Source organism: Novipirellula rosea (assembly GCF_039541335.1).
Taxonomy (GTDB): domain Bacteria; phylum Planctomycetota; class Planctomycetia; order Pirellulales; family Pirellulaceae; genus Novipirellula; species Novipirellula rosea.
This window is the reverse complement of the sequence record NZ_BAABGA010000120.1, coordinates 32,778-53,676: the sequence shown is the minus strand read 5'-3', so window position 1 is coordinate 53,676 and position 20,899 is coordinate 32,778. Positions and strand designations below refer to the sequence as shown.

Genomic DNA, 20,899 nt, shown 5'->3' with positions numbered 1-20,899 from the left:
ACGTGGCATGACCCCATCGAACTTGTCACGCGTTCCTCAGAAATTTGCAGAAAAAACTGGGGCCAGTCCAATTGGGGGAGTACACTCAATAGTGCCAATGCCGCTGCGGGACCATTCTCGCGATGGGATTAAAAACCGATGCGACAACGAAGACTCGCTAAACAAGCGGTCATTTGCGGGTTGTCCCCCATCATTGGCACATACTTTGCGTCTGCATTTTGCGTTTGCAGACGTAGCAATGCATCGCGGACGGTGCTGTCACGTGCGAGCCGAGGTGGAGCCCTTGGCCAGTGTTGGAATCTTCAAGTTTAACTTCAATCGAAGAGGGCGGATCATGACTCATGCTTTGGTGACAGGTGCGTCCGGGTTTATTGGCGCTCACTTGGTTCGCGAACTGATGCGACGGGGGCATGAGGTTTCCTGCTTGGTCCGTGAACATTCCGACCGCAGCCGACTCGAACCATTTGCACCGCGTTTTGTAACCGGTGATGTCACGGACCCCACCTCAATCTCGCGTGCCCTCGATGGTGTGGACGAGGTTTATCATCTTGCCGGGGTGACGAAGTGTCTACATGTGCGCAACTACGCTCGAATTAACGAAGACGGGGTTGCGAATGTGTCCAAGTGTTGCGCCGAACGAGACCAGCCGCCGGTTTTAGTGGTCGTATCGTCACTCGCCGCGGCGGGCCCCTCGTCTGAATCGAAGCCTCGCACCGAGTCGGACACTCCGAACCCAGTATCAAATTACGGACGCAGCAAATTGGCAGGCGAACGAGCGGCGATGCGATTCGCCGCGGATGTGCCAACGACGATTGTACGGCCCCCCATCGTATTGGGCTCTGGCGATCGTGACGGATTAGAAATGTTCAAAACGATCGCAAAGTTTGGTTTCCACTTGGCTCCTGGATTTCACGACGACCGAGTCTCGGTGATCCATGCCGAGGATCTGAGCAAAGCACTGATGTTAGCGGCCAGCCAAGGCCGTCGCGTCTCAACGAATCCCAGTGACGCGACCGGTATCTATTTTGCCGCCGATGGCGAGAATCCGACGTATGCCGAACTCGGACGCATGATCGGGCGGACGCTCGGACGTTACCATGCCTGGGTGATCCGCAGCCCCAAAACGGCGGTGTGGTGTATCGCAACGTTCAACGAACTTGTTTCCCAAGTGACTCGCCACCCTAATATTCTCAATCTGGATAAAGCCCGCGAAGCGACGGCGGGTTCATGGACCTGTTCCAGTGAAGCATTGAATCGCGACACCGGTTTTGTCCCTGACCAATCGCTGTATCAACGACTTGCCCAAACCGCTCAGTGGTATGTCGAGCAGGGCTGGCTGCAAGCACCACGCCAAATGCAGCCGACACTAAAGGGACGTCACCCAACGGTTTCCTAAATCCGGCCCCACCAATAACACGTCATCCCAGCGTGGATGACTTTCACGTCGCAGACGGCATCCAACTTATCCACTGAGCCGTTTTTGGAAGCGGGCGACGCTCAAAGTGAGGACAACCACTCCACAAATGCTGAGCCCGATCACCCAAGGCATCAGATCGATGAGGTCCGCCCCCCGCAGCACCACGCCACGAAGAATTTCGATGTAGTAGGTCACGGGGATCGCAAACGTCACCAAGTAAATCGGCAACGGCATCTCGCTGCGGGGAAACACAAAGCCCGACAACAACACCGAGGGCAACATAATCACAAAAGCAAACTGGAACGCTTCGAGTTGGGTTTTCGCGATCGTCGAAACCAATAACCCCAACGCCAACGAGCAAACCATAAACAACATCGACAGCGCCAGCAGCAGCGTGATGCTACCGCGGATCTCGACTCCGAACACATAGATCATCACGACCATCACGGTCAGTAGCGAAGCGAAGCCCACCAACGCATACGGAAGCAACTTGCCGAGTAACAATCCAGTGCGTCCCACCGGAGTAACGAATAATTGCTCGAGTGTGCCAAGTTCCCGTTCGCGGACAACGGCGAACGAGGTCAGGAACAGCGTGACCAACTGCAGGATGATTCCGACCAACCCAGGGACAAAGAAGTGCGAGCTATCCAAGTCAGGGTTGTATAACATGCGTGTTCGCACATCGATCGGCAGCGCGCCGGTACCGAACGCGTCGCGAGCGGGAGCCAATTGCAACGCGTCTCCTTTTTTACGTGCCAGCTGGATCGACAAATTCATTCCCAACAGTTGCGCAGTGCTTTGTGCCGTCGTCGCCACCTGTGAATCACTGCCATCGATCAAGACCTGCAAACGTGTTTGTTCCCCTCGCAACAATTGGTCGACATAATTTGGTGGGATGCGGATACCTACCTTTGCATTTCCCGATGAAAGCGATCGCTGAAATGATTCTTCGTCTCCGACGTGACCATTGATTTGGAATCGACGCGTATTTTCAAACGCAGCCGTTAGCTCTCGCGACATTTGACGGCCATCCATGTTAAAGACGACCGTCGGGATGTGTTCGATCTGAGTATCAATCGCGTAGCCAAAAATGATCGTTTGCATCGCTGGGATCACCAGCATGAAAAACAGCGTTGTCGGTTGGCGGCGAATGTGCACCAGTTCTTTGATCAACACGGCCCACAACCCGGCCCACGTCCCGTGCGTGGGGGCGGCCGGCTCAGCAACCGAATCCTGCAATTGACTTGTAACAGCAGGTTTGCGGGACGTTGCAGGCGAACCAGTCGCATCGGGAGCAATAGGTGTCGAGACTTCGTCTGATTCGGCTTGCAGACTCGATCGCCGCTCGGCGTTGCGAGTCAACGTGACAAAGACATCCTCCAAACTGGGAGCAATTTCACGTGTCTCTTCCGCGGGAGAGATGTTGAGTTGACGCAGTACCTCCGCGGGCGAACGAGTTTGATCCATCAACACGTGGATCGTCTCGCCGAACAAGGTTGCATCGTGGACTTCGGGGACCTGACGAAGCGGCACGAGGTGACGCGCGGGGCTAGGCAACCGGATTTCGAACCGCCTCGTTCCTGCCGGGTTCACCTCGGGTAACTCTTTCAATTGATGAGGCTTACCAAGGACCAATAGCCTCGACTGATAGATATAACCGACTTCGCTGCATCGTTCGGCCTCATCCATGTAGTGTGTCGTGACAAACAGCGTCACCCCGCGACCCGACAATTCGAACAACAAATCCCACAGCTGTCGGCGGGCGACGGGATCAATACCTGCGGTCGGCTCATCGAGAAATAACACTTCGGGTTCGTGAATCAACGAACACGCCAATGCCAATCGCTGTTTCCAACCGCCGGACAAAGTACGCGCCAATTGAGGCAGTCGATTTCCCAACCCCGTCAATCCGAGCACTTGATCGCGTCGCTGCGATAATTGACCGGAATCGAGCCCGTAAATGCGGCCGTAAAAATCAAGGTTCTCTTGGACCGACAAATCGCCATACAGACTAAATTGTTGCGACATGTAACCCACACGCGGCTTGATCCGTTCAGCATCGCTGCGGATGTCTAACCCAAGCACATGCGCATCACCCCCACTCGGCGGCAAAATCCCCAGTAACATGCGAATGATTGTCGATTTCCCGCTGCCGTTGGGTCCCAACAGACCAAAAATGGATCCGCGTTGTACCGCGAAACTAACGTCACGGACGGCCACCAGCGAACCGAAAGAACGCGACAGCGAATGAACATCAATGACAGAACCAGCATCGGAATCGGGTTGTTCTGGGAACGGATCTACGGACGATACATTCATTCGTCTGCACCCGTTGAATCCAACCAGATGTCGGCCATCAAACCGGGACGCAATTGATCCGAGGGATCATCGATGATCACCTTGATCCGAAAAACTTGCTTGGACCGTTCCTCGAGCGTTTGCACATTGCTAGGCGTGAATTCGGCCTGGCGTGCAACAAACGAGATCGTTCCGATCAGCGGTTCGTCGGGAAAACTATCAAGTGACAATCGCACCTTCTGCCCGATGCTGACACGGACACGATTTTGAGGCACATAGGCTCGGACCCAAAGTTCATCTCGGTCCAACATCGACAACACCGGTGCTCCGGCGGCCACCATGTCGCCGGGTTGCAAATCGAGTGCTTCGATCACCCCATCAATCGGGCTTTTGATACGCAATTCTTCTTTTTGACGCCGGATCGCATCGAGCTCTGCTTGTGCCGCATCTCGTGATGCTTTGGCTTGTTCAATTTCCTCAGGACGATAACCGTGCAGCATCAGTTGCCAAGCTTGACGTGCCTGTTCGACATTCGCCGCCGCCTCGCGCAGCTCTTCTTCGCGAGTGCCAGCTTCCAGCAGACGGAGTTCCTGCTGTCGAACGACGACGTTCGCCGAAGCCGCCTCGAGTGCCTCTTTAGCATTGTCGAGCTCCTGAGTGGAAACCGCATTATTGCGAGCCAGCTTTGATTGTCGCTCGAAGGTTTGTTCCGCAAGTCGTTTGGCGGTTTCAGCGAGCACCAATCGGCCTCGCGCGGCTTCGATTTCCTCCTTGCGAGGCCCCTGGGTCAACAGATCGAATCTCGCTTGCAATTGATCCAATTTCGCTTTGGCTTGCAGCTTTTCTTCTTCTCGAAAACCTGTGACAAAACGAGCCAACTCGGATTCGCGTGCCGCCAGTGCAAATTCCAACTGGGCTTCGCGTTCCAAAAGATCAAAAGGCTCCAGTTCCACCAGCACATCGCCGCTTTGTACCGATTCACCTTCCTCGACCAGCACGCGAGCGACACGTCCGCCAACGCGAGAGCCGAGCCGAATCTCGTCGGCTTCGATAACTCCTGAAACGCGGGCGGGCTCAGGCGACCATTTACTGTAAAACACCAAGGCGACAAGCACGCCAATGAACAAGCTGACAAGAATAAATCGCTTGGTCATGCGGGTAGCCTCACAGGAATTGCGATGGTTTTACGACTGCGAAAACATATTCTCGCAGAAAGCCGATGCGATAACTACATCCCCGCGAAGATCAACCTCGACGCGCAAACGCAACGATTTGTTGCGTGTTGACCGCTCCGGATTGGCGATTCAATTCGTTGCCGCGTTGGAACAGAATCATGGTCGGGATGCCCGAAATTCCAAACTGAGACGAAATTTGCGGAGCGTCTTCCGTGTTCAGCTTGGCCAGGATCATCTGAGGCGATAACTCTTCGGCCGCCGTCGCAAACGCAGGGGCCATCATCCGACACGGGCCACACCATGGTGCCCAAAAATCGACAAGCACCGGCAGCTCGGTGCGTGTGATAAACTTCGCAAACAAATCTGCAGACAAGTCCACAGGGTGATTTGGCAGTAGCGAGGTTTTGCATTTGCCACAAACCGGTTTGTCCGTGAGCTTTGACTCGGGCACCCGATTGACGGATCCACATTCCGAACAGACGAGATTCACGGTGGAAGTTCCTTGTTGAATTTCTTGATTGCGAATGAGCTTGCGATGGCAGTCGTACTGTCATCGCACCAGCAAACGAGCAAACCGGGTGCCAGCCGAAGGCGAATATTGTCGCAGTGAATTTCGCAACTCGCAGGATCTGCGTCGCTTGCCGCGACTTGATCCGGTCTATGAATCACCACCGGCGGCACGTCGGTTGCGTTGCTATGATTGCATCCTTGCCGACGCTCCCTTTGTTATATTTAAAAACGTTACCGAACACACGCACATGGATTTAATCGACGTCCCGCAGCTCGTCCGTAACGCCGACCGATTTCGCGAAGTCGTGGCGGTGCTTGCCAAACACGGATTGGCCGACTGGTTGTCCAACATCCCGATCCCTTGGCTCAACCGCATTCGAGGCCATTGCGAGGACGAGGAACTGACGACCGAGCAGCGGATTCGTGTCGCGATGACCGAGCTTGGAACCACGTTTATTAAACTTGGGCAAGTCCTCAGTACACGTCCTGATTTGGTGGGAAAACCGCTCGCCGATGAACTGGCTCAACTGCGTGCGAACACTCCCGCCGACGAAGCCAATGTGGTGGTGGCGATGATCGAATCGGAACTGGGGGCCACGATCGACACTCTGTTTGCCGAGTTTGAACCGGCGGCGATGGCGTCCGCTTCGATCGGGCAAGTCCATCGGGCGACGCTGCACGAGGGTCAATCGGTCGTCGTCAAGGTTCAACATGCCGGCATCGAACAACGCATTGTCAATGACTTGGAAATCATGACAAAATTGGCCGAGATCGCCGAACAACAATCGACACGACTGCGTCAATATCGTCCTGTGCATACGATGCGAGAGTTCCAACGAACCTTGATGAAGGAGTTGAACTTTGATCGTGAGTTGCGAAACATGGAGCGATTTCGACGCAACTTTGCCGACGAACCGGGGATTCGATTCGCCAAAGCCTACCCTCACCTCAGCTCGCGTCGCGTGCTGACGATGGAGCGTTTCGAAGGGATCAGTCTGTCAGAGAAATCGCAACTCGAAGCATCCGGGATCGATTTGGACGCGGTGGCTCGCCGCGGTGCCAGTCTGTTTGTAGAGATGATCTTTCGCGACGGTTTCTACCACGCCGATCCACACCCAGGAAACTTGATGGTGTTGGCCAATCCGCTTCCCGCAGCCCCCGGCAGCGATGGCGTCCTCAGCAGCCATGGCTCCGTTGAATTAGGCATCCTCGATTGTGGCATGGTAGGACGCATCGACAATGAATTACGAAACCATCTTGAACTGGGTTTGATTGCCGCGGTCGGACAAGACGCGGCCAAGATCACCGAAGTGGTTGCAAGTGTCGGCGAAGTTCCGATCGGGTTTGATGAACCTGAGTTGATGTCGGCGATCCAAGAATTGATCGACGAATACGCGTATCAATCACTTGGCGAGTTCGATTTGAGTGGCTGTCTGCACGAGATTGTCGAGATTATTCGCGAACACCGTATCTATCTGCCCGCCAAAGTGGCGATGTTGCTAAAGGTGTTGGTGATGTTAGAGGGGACGGCGCATCAGTTGAGCCCCACCTTTTGTTTGGCTGAATTGATCGAACCGTATGGCAAAAAAGCGATGTTGCGTCGTTTTTCTCCCAAAAAAGTCTACGCTCGGATCAAGTCAAACGTCGACGACTGGGAACATCTGATGAGTGTATTGCCCAAAGATGCGGCAGACATTTTGCACAATTTCAAACGTGGAAAGTTTGACGTTCACTTGCAACATCGACGGCTCGAACCCATCGTCAACCGATTAGTGCTGGGAATTTTGACGGCCGCATTGTTCATGGGCTCAGCCTCGTTATGCAGTAGCCTTGTGCCGCCGCTGCTACTGGGCATCTCCGTCCCCGGTTTTATCGGATGTGCAGCCGCCGTGATGATGGGGTACGGAATCACCCGTTCCATCCGTCGGTCACACCGCGTCGGCGAAGACGATTAAGTGGTGCCGATCCGCTGGATGCGAAAGTGATGGCAAATTCGCAACCGTCGTATCGCCAGAACTCCAATCTGCGGCGGCCCGGCATCACGCTGTGACGACAGGGACCCTAACAGGCCTCCTCATCTAACACGCTTCCTCGAGTGCGTTCTTCAGCATCGCGACTTTCGCCATCGCCTGATGATGATGCTTTTTCATTCGCTCGTGAGCATTCTGTTGACGCAGATGTAATTCGGACTGCTTCGCGTGCTGGTCGTTCATTCTGCCGTCAATCGCCGCGTCAGAACCGTGTTGCAAACTGGCCGCCAAATTCTTTTCATGAGCCTCGAGTGACGTTTCCAGTGATGCCACGGCGTTGGCATGCTCGTCGAGTGCTTTCCCATGCTCGTTGATCCGTTTGACCGCCTCCTGCAATTGCACAATCGCTGCACAATGTTCCATTCGCCAATTCTGGATGTCTTCACTCCAGCACTCGACGTCACTTTTCCAATGACGATGATCGGCGTGAGATTCGGCGGCGGAGTTAACACTGATGGTCATTGGCTAGGTTCCTTGTGTGTCGATTGTTTCTTAACAACTTCACCTTCTCGCAAAAGCAAGACACGTACCAAAGCGACCTCCCAGTCGCCCAAACGCGACAATGTCCGGCGCAGCAGCGTGTTCCTCCCGCATACGTCGCGAGGCGGTCGGGCACCGACGCCCATCTTTTCGTCCATGTGTGCGAATACGACACACGCAATGGCAAGCTGGTCGTGTGCATTAGTGACATTTTTTTTGCGTGACGCAAATTCGCTTGCCGTTTTCGCCGCAAAGCACGCTAGGACGGGGGACGGTATAATCGACGACTTCGCCAACGTCCCTCTTTCCGCCCGCCCCGCCCCCACCCTCTTTCTTGCAAAGCCATCCATGCAAATGTGTTTCAACAAACTTCGAATTTGTCAGAGTGTGTGGAGCATCTTGCGGATCCACTCCGCTACAACCACGCTTGGCCTAGTCCTCGGAATTTGCAGTTTGCCATCATTCGCCGAGGAAACGCCTCGGGTGCTGGACTCCAATTGGCAGTTAACACAGATAGCGTTCGAGCCTGATTTGGTGACGCCCACGGGATGCTGTCTCGACGACCAAGGGAGACTGATGGTGATCGAATGCCATACCCATTTCCCACCCGACGATTACGACGGTCCAAAAACGGATCGCATCTACCGCTTTGACGATAGCGACAGCGACGGGGTGCTTGACCGACAACGTCTCTTCTACGAAGGAGGCGTGGCAACGATGAACATTGTAAATTTAGGCGAAGGGTGGTTTGCCGTTTCGACGCGTAGCGAATTGGTGAAACTTCGTGACTCGGATGACGATGGCATTGCCGATCAACGCGTGGTGCTGCTGACGCATGAAACGTCGGCAAACTACCCACACAATGGACTCGGCGGACTAACGCTCGGACCCGACGGATGGCTGTACGTGGGGCAAGGCGAAAACTTTGGCGAACCCTACCAACTAATCGGCAGCGACGGATCAAGACAAGTCGGCGGCGGCGAAGGAGGCAACGTGTTTCGCTGCAAAACCGATGGCACCCGCGTAGAACGTGTTGCGACCGGATTCTGGAATCCATTTGGCTTGTGTTTTGATTCGGCCAATCGGCTGTGGGGCGCCGGGAACGATCCCGACTCGATGCCGCCCAATCGCTTGATGCATGTCGTGTTCGGAGGCGATTATGGATTCCAGTTTCGTTTTGGGCGTGCGGGAATTCATCCACTGCAATCATGGAACGGCGAATTCCCCGGCACATTGCCGATGACGGCGGGAACCGGCGAAGCGGCCTGTGCGGTGATCCAGCACGGTTCGCATTTGTGGGTCACTAGCTGGGGTGACAATCGCATCGAACGCTACTCACTTGATCCTCGCGGAGCGTCGTGGACCAGCAAAACCGAAGTCGTTGTCCAAGGCGACGAAAACTTCCGCCCCGTTGCGATGGCAATCGCCAATGACGGTTCGATCTACTTTACCGATTGGGTCGACCGCAGTTACCCGGTGCATGGTAAGGGTCGATTGTGGCGACTGAGTCGTGTTGCGGACGCACCGATTGAAACCAACTCGCTGCCCGGATTCACGCCAGCGGAAAATGAAGCATCGCAGTTGGCGGAATCGTCGACCACCACACTCGACGGGCGATTGACCGCACTGAAAAGTAAGGATCCGTGGATTCGCCAAGCCGCGATCACGGGCTTGGTCCGGCACGATCAACTGACGGCACTCGGTCAAAAAACGTTGCCCGATGCCCAGCAGCGAGTGGGACAGATGTTAGCGTGGCGATGGAGAGAACTGTGTGATCCGGCGAGTGTTCCTGCGACGACGCGTGACGCGTTGATCACCGCTGGATTAGAGGCCGATTCGGATGCCGTGGTGTTGACGGCGTTGCGTTGGGCGGCAGAGCGGATGTGCAAAGACCAACTGCCCGCGATCACGGCGTTATTAAAACAGGATCGTTTATCGCCGCCCGTTTTCTCGGCGACGATTGCGACGATCGCTTACTTGGAAACGGGGGGCGCATCGGGAAAGAGCCGCGATCCCGCGATCGAGAAGCGGTTGATCGAATTCGCAGGCGATACCACCCGCTCGGCTCGTCTTCGTGGTCTTGCGTTACAGCGACTGCCATCCGATGCAACCTCGCCAAGTGATCAAGAACTCGGCGGATACGTCGATGGGAATACCGGCCGCGAACTGTCCCTTGAAGTGGTTCGATTGTTGGTCGCTCGCGGGACCGACCACTCTTTTGATGAACTGGCAAACATTGCAGCGAACGAGATGGTCGACGAACAGACGCGTGCCGACGCGATTGCGGGATTGTCTCCCAAGGCGGCGAGTTACGCGGCGATCATCAATCGTTTGTCATTGCCCAAACAACCTGCAATATTGCGGGCGGAAGCGAAGCGAGTTCGCAACACGAACGTTCGCCGCGACAATGCGGCTCGCCCGAGCCGAGAAAACATCGAGGGATGGATGCAATTGGTCGGCCACAGCCAACAGGTGGACGCCGGACGCCGTGTGTTCTATCGCCGCGGATGCTCGAATTGCCACATGCACTCTGGACGCGGGACCAACACGGGGCCCGACCTGACGCGAGTGGCGGGGCAGATGACTCGCCCTCGAATGCTCGAATCGATTTTGAACCCTAGCAAAGAAGTGGGGCCGCTGTACGTTCCCTGGACCGTGCTGACGAGCGATGGTCATGTTTTGACGGGATTAAAAATGGATCGTCCTGGGGCTAAGAATCGACTGCGTCTGCAGGGAGCCGACGGCAATATTTTTGAAGTGCCACGAGAAGAGATCGAGCAACTGCAACCCAGTGAAAAATCGATCATGCCCGTCGGACTCGAAGACAGCATGACGCTCGACGAATTGGCGGACCTGATTGCCTTCCTGAGTGAGAGTGGTTCATGAGGGACGTCGAATTAACTACTGAGGCAGCGGGCAATTGACCTACGAAACCTCGGCAAAGAGAATAGACAGGCAGCGTGAATCCCGATCACGCGTCGTGATACAAATTGTCTTTTGTCGCCCCTCGACCAACGGAACTGAAATGATTCACTCGCTAGCTCGCACGTCGTGCCCGTCAACACGTCCGGCTGGTGGCCCAGCAAAACGCTGGCGGGCAGTCTTACGCTGCGGTGCTCGACTTGCCGTCGCGATGACGTTGGTCGCCTGGGTTCTTGTCATCGAAATGCCGCAGCTGAGTGCTCAATCCGCCGAGCGTGCCAATATTGTGTTCATGTTGTCTGACGACATGGGCTGGGCCGAGCCTGGGTTCAATGGCGGTAATGCCGAGTTGACACCCAACATGGACCGTTTGGCGAACCAAGGTGTGAAACTGACGCAGTTCTATACGCATTCAGTTTGTGCACCGAGCCGCGGTGCGTTGATGACGGGACGCTACGCGTTTCGCAATTGGATGGATTGGCGAAGCGAAGATTTTGGCAAACCGAGCTACCTGGCGAAACTTGGGTTGACGCTCGCAATAAACGAACGCGGCGAGGAAACGCGGCGCATCCATGCACTGGATACCAAAGAACGTACCGTGGCGGAGGTATTGTCGGACGTTGGCTATTTCACAGCGATCACAGGCAAGTGGCATTGTGGCGAATGGTTGCCCGAACACTTGCCAATGGGACAAGGTTTTGATCATCAATACGGTCACTACGCTTGGGGGATCGACTACAACAACTACACCATTCCTCACAACGCCCCGGCACGCTATGCGGTTTACGATTGGCACCGCAATCAGCAACCGATTCAAGAGCAAGGGTACACCACCGATTTGATTGCGAACGAAGCGGCGCGGTTGATCTCGGAGCGAGCGGGCCAAGCGGATGCAAATACTGCTAAACAACCGTTCTTTATTTATGTGCCGTTTAACGCGGTCCACGGACCGATCGAACAAGTGCCACGATACACCGACAAATACACACCGCGTGAAGCAGCGCTGAAGTGCTTGGATGATGCGATCGGGCGAATCATCGGAGCGGTGGATCAGCATGGGTTTACTCAGAATACATTGGTGATCTTTGCCAACGATAATGGCGGTTTGACCGAAGAGATGAATCGGCCTTACCGCGGAACCAAGAACACAACCTTCGAAGGCGGTGTGCGAGTTCCCTGCGTGATGCGGTGGCCTGGACACATTCACCCCGGCTCGACCAACGACGCGATGATTCACATTGTTGACCTGTTACCCACGTTTGCCAACATCGCCGGCGGTGACGCAAGCGGTCCCTATCCGATTGATGGGATCGACATGACCGAGACGATTGTCCATGGAGAGCCGAGTCCGCGAGACGAGATCATTTTCGAAGTCAGCGGCAGTGTTCGTTTGCCAACGATTCGCTCGGGTGATTTCAAATTGATGGGCGAGATGCTTTTCAACGTCGCAAACGATCCGAGTGAAACGACTGATGTCGCGGAGCAACATCCTGATGTGGTGGCTCGCTTGTCGGCGCGGTTAAAGCAGGCGGGCAGCGAGCGACCACCGCTGGGCAAGAAGGCGTTGTTGATGGACCCACCGCTTCCGTACGTTTACGGAATGCAGGAAAACAAGTCGGCTCCGGACTGGTTGATCGAATCGGTGAACGAGGTTCGCAAAACCCAGCCAACCGAGTGGCCCCCTGGGACGACACCTTGGCCTCAAGCTCCTCAAGGAGCAACGATTATCTACACCGGCGACGGCCGCTAGCCAGAGCGGGTTGGAGCGGCCGGGAGGGCTGGTGACACTGAACTTGTACCGTCTATTCCTAACACAACGAGCCCCACCCAGAGCTGGCTACCGCCGACTCTGACCTCCCCAAAGGGGAGGTGAAATTAAAAGCGTTGATCGAACAATGTCCTCCACGACTGCTGTCCAATCGCATTCCGATTCACCCAAGCTGAGCTTTGGGATGGTGGCGGGGATTTGTGCGGTGCTGATGTTTGGCATGTTGTTTGGTGCGTCGCTGTGGGTTCTGGCAGCGGTGGCCGCAGCGATTCTTGTCGGAGTCAATTGGTTTCTTGCCAACACCTGGACCGATTCCACTATCGCGGTGCGGCACAGCGGGAATGTCGAACACAAACTGGGCTCGGTGATCGACGTCGAAATCATGCTTACCAACCAAAGCCGGTTGCCGATCTTATGGATCTTGGTCGAAGACTTGTTGCCGCGGCCAGCGATCCAGGTAGGCGCGGTTTCGACGTCGGCGCTCGAGATCGAAGGCGACCGAGTTCAGGTGATGATGTTGTGGGCAGGCCAATCAAAATCGCTGTCTTACAAAGTGACATGTCGTCGACGAGGCTACTTTCAAATCGGACCGACGGTACTGGAAACTGGCGATCTGATGGGGCTGTATCGACGCTATCGCGTTGGCACCGAGCCTCAGTATGTTACGGTGCTTCCCAATGTGGTTCCGTTATCGACATACGATATCGGGTCACGACGCCCGATCGGCGAGATCCGAATGCGGGACAATGTAATGGACGATCCCACGCGGTTGCGAGGCATTCGTCGATGGCAGACCGGCGATCCGCTTCGCAGTGTTCACTGGGCCGCCACGGCGAGGACCGGTACGCTGCACAGCAAAATTTATGAGCCTTCGTCGATTGCCGGAGCGACGTTGGTTTTAGATTTGCATGTCGCGACCAATCCATCCAAGCATGAACCGGTGCGAAGTGATTTGGCGGTGACTGCAGCCGCTTCGATTGCCCATGCACTACATGATGCGGGAGAACCGTTTGGCTTGGTTACTAATGGACGCGACGCCGCCGACCGCATCCGCACCGAAGGCTGGGTGGGTGATTATCGAGTCCGCGACCAAGTCACTGCAGCCGCGTCGATGCGAAACGAAAGTGATCGTTTGATGCCGGTGGCACAGCCTGCGACACGAGGCCCCGTGGCGCTGCGTGAAATGATCCGCACGCTGGCACGACTCGAGCGGACCGATGGGCTAACGCTGGCCGAGTTGTTGGTCGAAGCGGAATCGAAGATATCGTCCGAGACCACGGTGCTGGTGATCCTGCAAAGCTGTCCGCCTGAGTCGTTGGCGGCATTGATCGGGTTGTCACGTCGTGGCCGAGCTGTTGCGGTGATCATCAATGCACTGGATATCAACGATTATTCCGCAGCCGCAGGCCCCTTGATCGCCAGCCGCATTCCGACGTTTCACTTGGCGTCGGCCGATGCCGTATCGGACGTCTGCCGCGAAGTGATGACGCGATAGCGACGCCTAAAATTTGCGTTCTTTTCGTAGGCCAGACCGCAGCGGAGCGGAGCGGAGTTTCGGCGCGGCGGCGGTATTTACCCTCCGACCTGGATAAGACTGCCGAGGCAACATCCAGAATTCCGCTGGCGTACTGTCACCTCTCCCAAACGCAGTTTGGGAGAGGTCGAGCAGAGCCTTTAGCGATTGCTCGGGTGAGGGGCGACCGAGCAATCCGAGTCGAACGCCGCATCAAGCTTGCGCGGTCGGCCCTCACCCGGACGAGGCCTGTGGGGCCCGTCCGACCTCTCCCAAGCTGACGCTCGGGCGAGGTAACGGGCGGTTCCTAAACGCCTAATGGAGACCACTGGTTGCGCTGAACTTACACTGCCTGATTCTCCCCCCTCTGATGACTCACTAGTGAACGGACTCCCCACAAACAAGTTTTGGGGAGGTGAAGTGTTCTGCCGGATCTGCGTCGCTACCACGACTTGATCCGGCCTACGCCTACGGATTCGATTTGAGTGACTTCGCTTCGCTTGGGAAACGTTCGCTTGGCTGGCTGAAACCGAAAACATCGGCGAGCTCACTCGGACTCAACTCGGACAACTTCCCTTGCACGATTTGATACTTCGTGCTGCTTGGATTGGACTGGAACAACTCGGGTGCGACCGACTCGACTTCGATCTTGTCGTCACACCGCTTCATCATTGCCAGCGGTGCACCGCCATAAAAAGACGCCCACATCGTAAACGTACTCGGCGGTCCGATGATCATGTCAGTTTCCGCCAATGCGTACATGTCTTGCAGCGCAACGCCGGGACCAAATTGCACGTTTAATCCGGCAAAGTCCGATTCGTTATAAGGCACGTTGGTGCAAACGAGGAACGCCACACGGCGAGGGGCGAGCTGAGCTTGCACTTCACGCATCGTGGCCACGTAGTCACGGACTTCATAGTAATAACGGCCATCCAAAAACGTCGCATAGTCGCCTTGGCGAATGTGGATGCCAATCACGACGTCGCTGCTTTGCCGTGCTTGGTACAGACACTCCCCCACCGGCTCGCCATGCTCGGGGCCAAGATGGAAATGGTGACGAACGACCGCCGCATGTTTGGCCAGTAGTGATTCGCTGCGGAATTGCCACCCCAGTGCCATCACCGGCCGGCCGCTCGTAGCAAATTCGCGAAATGCATCGCTGCCTACGTCGTAACTCTGGTCACCTTTGATACGAAGAACGTGAGCGGGATAGTTTCGCAGTCGCAACGTATAGAGCGTCTTGGCCGAGAGATAGACCCCCTGGGCCAACCAATCTCGCGTTCGGCGAGACGGTGCCGACTGCTGGTGTGGTGACGGATCGGACTCCGAAACCAACGGGTAGCGGCACCACAAATCGTTGCGTGTCGAGGGAAACAGATCGGCGTATTCGGCAAAGCTTGGGTTGGCGACGGTCACGCCGTACTCGGCCGCCGCAGCGATCATGTGGGCATACAGCCACAATCGGTTACCGAGTTGTCCATAACGTCGGGCAATCACAATCATCGATTTGTCCCAGTCCACCTGTTGGGGATGCGTATCCTCAGCCGCAACACATTCGCCGCTTCAATGATGTGGCGATGTTGTTCAAGCTAAGGAAACAAACGCTGTTTAATCTGCCGCCAAACAAACAACATGATCCCCATTAGACCGAGCATCGCCAAACAGAGCCAGAGGATAAAACCGCCCAGAATCGACAGATTTGGCAGGAACCACTGGTTCATCACGCGGTCCCATCCAATCACGGTCATTGCCGCGCCGGCACACAGATAGGGGCCAAACGGCACTCGAGGTTCACGCGTGATGATGAACTGGAACACCACGATCACAATGGCAGCAAAGGGAGAGAGAAAAAAGGCGGCGACGGCAGCCTGCCATCCCAGAAACGCTCCGATCATGGCCATCAACGTCACATCGCCAAACCCCATCGCTTCCATTCCCATCGCGCCAGACGCAATGATGCGGATCGCCCAAATCACGCCGCCACCCACCGCTAAACCGACCAACGAGGAAAACAGCCCATGCCAATGAACGCCGCCGAGCTGGAAAACGATCGAAATCGCGATCAAACCCGCGACCCAAATAGCGAGCAGCAATTTCCAAGTCGAATGACGCACTAGCCCTGCCAAGAAAAACTCGATCGCTTTGCCAACCCCTTTTCGCAAAATCAAACGACGATCCGCCAAGGCAAAGCACCAACCGCTCCAAATCGCCAATCCCGTTAACAGCCCGGTACTGGTCCACCATTTTTCTAACGCGGGGAACCAAGGCGCCTCGAACGTGGCACGAGCCAGCTCGATTGCAGGACCGCCAATCGGTAGCGATATCGGCATGAACCCCCAGTCGGAAATCGATCCCAGCAACAAGGCGAACAGCGTGCCGGGGATTGTGATTTCGTCCGGGATCGTTTGCTCGTCAAAGTCAATGAAGGTGGCCGCCACCATCAACACCAACAACACGGCGTGCCCGAGGAAAACTCGGTGCCCACTTGTGATCAGCCACGGCATGCTGAGCACCTGCGGCACACGCAGCGATTCAGCAAGCAGACCGCCATTTTGTGTCTCGAACATGTACAACGCCGGAATCGCAATTGCCAATCCGATCTCGATCAACAACGGCCGGATCCAAAATCCACGACCATGAAGCGCCGCTTCGCGGCGAAGCGACAACCAACCCACTAGCGGAATGCGATCACTGGCAAGACGCCTTGGCGATTTAGGCGACGGAGGTGCCCAAGGTGAAATAGGACGTGCGAACCAACACCACGTGTAGATCACATGGTTCGCCAACGCGCCGCTGAGCAACCCGAAAATCGCCAGCAACGCTAATCGTAAATTCAGTGAGAGCGTGAGCCAAAAATCAAACACGTGTCGACCCAAAAACGTCCGATGAACCAAGGTAGGCGGGTAGCATAACGGATTTCAAGGGTCGCTTGTAACGGCGGAACCGGCGGGCGAGATTCCCCGCAGGTTCGCTGGAAAAATCACCTATTTTTGATGCCGATACGGATTGAATAGCAAGTAATTCAGATGGCGATACAGATCGCTGTTCGACAACAACTCGGCATGCTTGCCTTCGCCGGCAATGCGTGGCCCGTTTAGCAAGACAACACGATCGGCCGACCGCAATGTTTGCAAACGTCGTGGCAACACCACCACCAAAGCCCCTGATTCGGACAATCGCTTTAGCCCCGCCAAACTTGGGTCGTCCGGCAAATGCTCTGCGGGCGGAGGCGGCTCCATCGCAATCACGACAGCAGGTTTATGCAAAATCGCACGGGCAATTCCGATTGCGAACGTAATCTCGGGCGACAACAACGAATCGCCCACGGTCACGTAGGTGTTGAGCCCTTCGGACAACCGCTGCAATTGCTCGTATACATTCAGACTCTCGAGCACCTCGACCAAATCGCGGTTGTTGATGTCCTCGTCGCCACCGCGAATGTTTTCCGCGATCGTTCCGTCCCACAGCGGACCGGACGGCTCGACCCACATCACGTTACGCGCGAGCGCCTGCGGATGAACGTCCAGCAAGGGGATCCCATCGATCGACACTTGGCCTTCGGTCGGACGACCGAACCCCATAATCAATTCCGTCAGCGCTCGGGTCGACACTGTTTCCGTGCCGAGTAACGCCACAAAACTTTTGGGAGTCAGCTGCAAGCTCAAATTTCGGAGGATCGCTTTGCCGGTCGAATCCTTTAATGTCACATCATCGATACGAACCGAGTCACGAAGTCCCGCCAACCCCACTCGCTGCTCGCTCGGCGCGACATCATCGCTGCGCTGCAGATACAAATAGATCGCATCGCTCGACGGTTCGCTTTCCTTCAACTGAGAGGATAGTTTGGCGAGTCGATCAGCGCTGACGATCGCACCGCCTAGGGCCAACCCTAAGACGAGTGCCGACGGCACACTCAAACCACTATCACCAATCAACAAATTGGCGCCGAGTCCCAGCAGCAACACCGCCACAGCGACCGAGGTCGCCAAAAACAACAGCGGCCACAATTGCCCCGATCGCGATTCTTCGGCAGTCAGCCGTCGGTACAACGAATCGAGCTCGGATTCGAACGATCGATCGGCCAACCCCTGCGTTTGCAAACGCGCCAGCAGCGGAGCTTGTCCGACAATCTCGGCCATCCGTCGACGCGAACGGGGGACTTCCCAATTGGCAATCTCGTCGCCTTTGCGATAGCGCAGCCGCTGGTAAAGCTGCCAAAGCATGATCCCGCTTACGACCGCCAGCAACGCTAACCACACGTTCACCAACAAGGCAACGGCAACACATCCCACCAACATCAACACACTTCGTGGGACCGCTCGATACCACATCGAGAGCCCTTTTTGGATCGCTGGTAAATGAGTGCCAATCAGCTGCTCGGCACGAACGTATTGAGCCGCAGCACCTTCGATTTCGGCGCGACGCAAACTCTGCTGCAGCACCTTGCGATGCAGTGACTTGGTAACGTTGCGAGCCTTGGAGTCCGCATCGCGGCGGTGCAACCAAACCGCCAGCGAAAACAGGCATGCCACCACAAAGGTGATGCCGACTAACTGAGCCAATTGGACGAGCGGACGCTGGGCCGTAAACGGCTCGGGCAGATAAATACTAAGATGAGTTCCAAGCCGCACTTGGTTGCCGACGAAACCTTTGGAATCCAGCAGTACGGCGATCAGCCCCACCAGGCCCACAATCACAGGGACAAGCAGCCCCGCGAGCGATGCCCAGATGTATGTCGTCCATGCACCACTCGCTTCGGGTTCACTTCGTGGTGCCGCAAGTCTACTCATCAGTCGAACCTCGTTGGCTTAGGAAAGGATCTGCTTGGCGGCGAGCATTTCACTGCCGCCACTAAGCCAAGGCGTAGGTGGGAAAGAGGGCTTTCCCACAAATGCTAAGCCAAGTCGCGGTCCTCAAAAAGTAACATCGCAAGCATCCAAATTGCGATCGAGAAACATACAAGATAATTAAAAGCACCGGCCAAGTAGATCGCCGGGATCTGATTTCCTGTATCTACCGCCGCCTGGACGTTAAAAATGTTCAAGTTGGGGATCACCACTGCAATTAATTTCCCCACAAACCCCACTAATTCGTTGTTGTCACGTGCCGACGCCACCAGCGGCGAGGTCAAGTTTCCGATCACGTAGATGACAAAACAGGTGATAAAATTGGCCAACAACGGCAATCGCGTTGCCAAAGCCACTGCGATCGCACCAATCGCCATCGTTTCCATCAAGTACAACCCCAACACGGGAAGCGTCGTCATGATTTCGTCATGCCCGGTCTGCCAAACGGTGTCGCCACTGGCTGTTTCACGAGCGTCGTAGATCGGTTTGTAGCTGATCACGACCGTCAAAACCGCCGACAGGATCACAAACAGCACCAATACCGACAACATAATCCCAGCGTATTTACCAAGGATGAAGGACCGTCGGCTGACCGGTTTGCTGAGCACCGTCAATGCAGTCCGTCCCTCGATTTCTTCGCTGACCGAGGTCCCTGCACTCCACACTGCTTGGACCATCCCCAATACCATGATCAAAGTCACGCCGCTGTCTTTGAGCAAGCGGATGTCGTCACCGAGCGTGTTAAACGGATAGATTCCGAATAGCAGCACCCCAAACAAACCAATCGCTAACAGCAGCAGATACAGCGGCTGGGCCATTTCATTCTTCGCTGTCGACAACGCCAATGCCCAAACGCGTGGGGCCGCTTGGCGGAACACGATCAAGCACGTCAGCGTTAGAAAGAACGTGAAGGCGATCACCACAATCGAACTCGCTTGCGGGACCATCGGTTGATTGTTAAAGGTGAAAACCACGGTCGCGTCGTCGATTTCGCGGTTCTGAATGTGCAACCGAGTCGGGTCCGAAGGAATCGGCGGCTGATCACGATTTTCGTAACTATAGACTAGCTTTTCGCCTTCGTTCACGCGTTGAGGCGTGCGACCAAAACCAGCAGGATCAGCCGAATCCCCCAGCAAAACCGTACGGTCACTCTCAATCGTCATGCCTGTGACGCTGCGAAGTTGGTAATCAATGTTCGCCGGAACAAAGGGAGACTCGCCTACGGGCAGGTCCGGAGACGCCGGGACCGTGACCACGACGCGCTCGGTTCCGTCGCCCACCAGATTCACCGCGACGATCGAATCGAGGATCGACTGCGGATTTTCAACAAACGGAGTCCCTGCTAGACCGATGACTGCAAACACCCCCATCGTCGACAACAGATAGGGGATCACCCCTTCACCCACCATCGCGGCCCATTCGCTTCGGGTGCGATGCCACATTCCGTAAATCACGCCGAATCCGAGCACCAATCCGATACAGATCAGCGGCAGAAACAAGGTATTGGAATATTCGCCTGCGATCGGGATGTAAGTCGCACACAGTCCGGCCGCGATCACGCCACCCACAATCAGCGACGCCGTGATGCCTCGACGTGGTTTGTCCGCAAGTTGGCCAAGCGGCGGAACGAGCGACAGAAGCGACAATACTCCGTAAACCGCCACTACGGCGATCGCACCGAGCAGCAACCCGATCGACAGCACCCACAGAGGGGTAATCCAGGCCGGAATCCACTTGGCCCAACCGATGATCAATGCGGGATGCCCCAGCATCGCGGTCAGATCCGAACATGCAAAGCTATCAGAAGAGGCAAGACTAGGAAGAGATGCGAAGCTAGGCATTGGGAAATCGGATACCGCGAAATCAGGACAGGAAATCATGTCGAGCCGACCGTAAGGTGAAAAACGACCAGAAAAGTAGCACATTGAAACTCAAATCC

13 protein-coding genes are annotated in these 20,899 nt (G+C 55.7%); 5 read left to right on the top strand and 8 right to left on the bottom strand.

The genetic code is table 11. From position 1 onward, the window contains the following. Nucleotides 1–334 precede the first annotated feature (334 nt). Nucleotides 335–1,396 (top strand): NAD-dependent epimerase/dehydratase family protein, encoded by a 1,062-nt coding sequence (locus tag ABD971_RS32545; protein WP_345327862.1) that lies wholly within the window; start codon nt 335–337, stop codon nt 1,394–1,396. 66 nt (nt 1,397–1,462) lie between these two features. Here the strand turns inward: ABD971_RS32545 and ABD971_RS32540 are convergent, their stop codons facing one another. The 3 genes from ABD971_RS32540 to trxC all read right to left on the bottom strand — a co-directional run bounded on the left by ABD971_RS32540 (nt 1,463) and on the right by trxC (nt 5,380). Next, nucleotides 1,463–3,736, bottom strand: coding sequence for an ABC transporter permease (locus ABD971_RS32540; protein ID WP_345327861.1), 2,274 nt, complete (start codon nt 3,734–3,736; stop codon nt 1,463–1,465). Further along, nucleotides 3,733–4,869, bottom strand: coding sequence for an HlyD family secretion protein (locus ABD971_RS32535; RefSeq protein ID WP_345327860.1), 1,137 nt, complete (start codon nt 4,867–4,869; stop codon nt 3,733–3,735). The genes ABD971_RS32540 and ABD971_RS32535 overlap by 4 nt, the downstream gene beginning before the upstream one ends. Before the next feature lie 91 nt (nt 4,870–4,960). Then, nucleotides 4,961–5,380: a thioredoxin TrxC gene (gene trxC / locus ABD971_RS32530; protein WP_339942902.1), complete on the bottom strand. Its 420-nt coding sequence runs from the start codon at nt 5,378–5,380 to the stop codon at nt 4,961–4,963. 268 nt (nt 5,381–5,648) lie between these two features. Between trxC and ABD971_RS32525 the strand changes: the two genes are divergently transcribed. Beyond that, complete coding sequence (locus ABD971_RS32525; RefSeq protein ID WP_345328514.1) at nt 5,649–7,355, top strand: ABC1 kinase family protein; 1,707 nt, start codon at nt 5,649–5,651, stop codon at nt 7,353–7,355. A 123-nt stretch (nt 7,356–7,478) separates the two neighbouring features. Here ABD971_RS32525 and ABD971_RS32520 read toward each other — a convergent pair whose 3' ends face one another. After that, nucleotides 7,479–7,892: a hypothetical protein gene (locus ABD971_RS32520; protein ID WP_339942903.1), complete on the bottom strand. Its 414-nt coding sequence runs from the start codon at nt 7,890–7,892 to the stop codon at nt 7,479–7,481. 471 nt (nt 7,893–8,363) lie between these two features. Here ABD971_RS32520 and ABD971_RS32515 point away from each other — a divergent pair, with 471 nt between their 5' ends. From ABD971_RS32515 to ABD971_RS32505, 3 genes are all read left to right on the top strand, one after another. Continuing rightward, nucleotides 8,364–10,796: a PVC-type heme-binding CxxCH protein gene (locus ABD971_RS32515; RefSeq protein ID WP_345327859.1), complete on the top strand. Its 2,433-nt coding sequence runs from the start codon at nt 8,364–8,366 to the stop codon at nt 10,794–10,796. Nucleotides 10,797–10,935: 139 nt separating this feature from the next. Continuing rightward, nucleotides 10,936–12,582 carry an arylsulfatase B gene (locus tag ABD971_RS32510; protein ID WP_345327858.1) on the top strand — a complete coding sequence of 549 codons (1,647 nt, stop codon included), beginning with the start codon at nt 10,936–10,938 and terminating at the stop codon, nt 12,580–12,582. 145 nt (nt 12,583–12,727) lie between these two features. Next, the gene (locus ABD971_RS32505) at nt 12,728–14,095 is read left to right on the top strand and encodes a DUF58 domain-containing protein (protein WP_345327857.1); all 1,368 of its coding nucleotides are present in this window, start codon (nt 12,728–12,730) and stop codon (nt 14,093–14,095) included. A gap of 486 nt (nt 14,096–14,581) precedes the next feature. On the opposite strand, the gene ABD971_RS32500 is transcribed toward ABD971_RS32505, so the two are convergent. From ABD971_RS32500 to ABD971_RS32485, 4 genes are all read right to left on the bottom strand, one after another. Then, nucleotides 14,582–15,616 (bottom strand): O-fucosyltransferase family protein, encoded by a 1,035-nt coding sequence (locus ABD971_RS32500; RefSeq protein ID WP_345327856.1) that lies wholly within the window; start codon nt 15,614–15,616, stop codon nt 14,582–14,584. 86 nt (nt 15,617–15,702) lie between these two features. Beyond that, nucleotides 15,703–16,977, bottom strand: coding sequence for a prepilin peptidase (locus ABD971_RS32495; protein WP_345327855.1), 1,275 nt, complete (start codon nt 16,975–16,977; stop codon nt 15,703–15,705). A gap of 120 nt (nt 16,978–17,097) precedes the next feature. Then, nucleotides 17,098–18,903 (bottom strand): ATP-binding cassette domain-containing protein, encoded by a 1,806-nt coding sequence (locus tag ABD971_RS32490; RefSeq protein ID WP_345327854.1) that lies wholly within the window; start codon nt 18,901–18,903, stop codon nt 17,098–17,100. Between the two features lie 104 nt (nt 18,904–19,007). Continuing rightward, the gene (locus ABD971_RS32485) at nt 19,008–20,801 is read right to left on the bottom strand and encodes an ABC transporter permease (RefSeq protein ID WP_345327853.1); all 1,794 of its coding nucleotides are present in this window, start codon (nt 20,799–20,801) and stop codon (nt 19,008–19,010) included. Between the last annotated feature and the right edge of the window lie 98 nt (nt 20,802–20,899).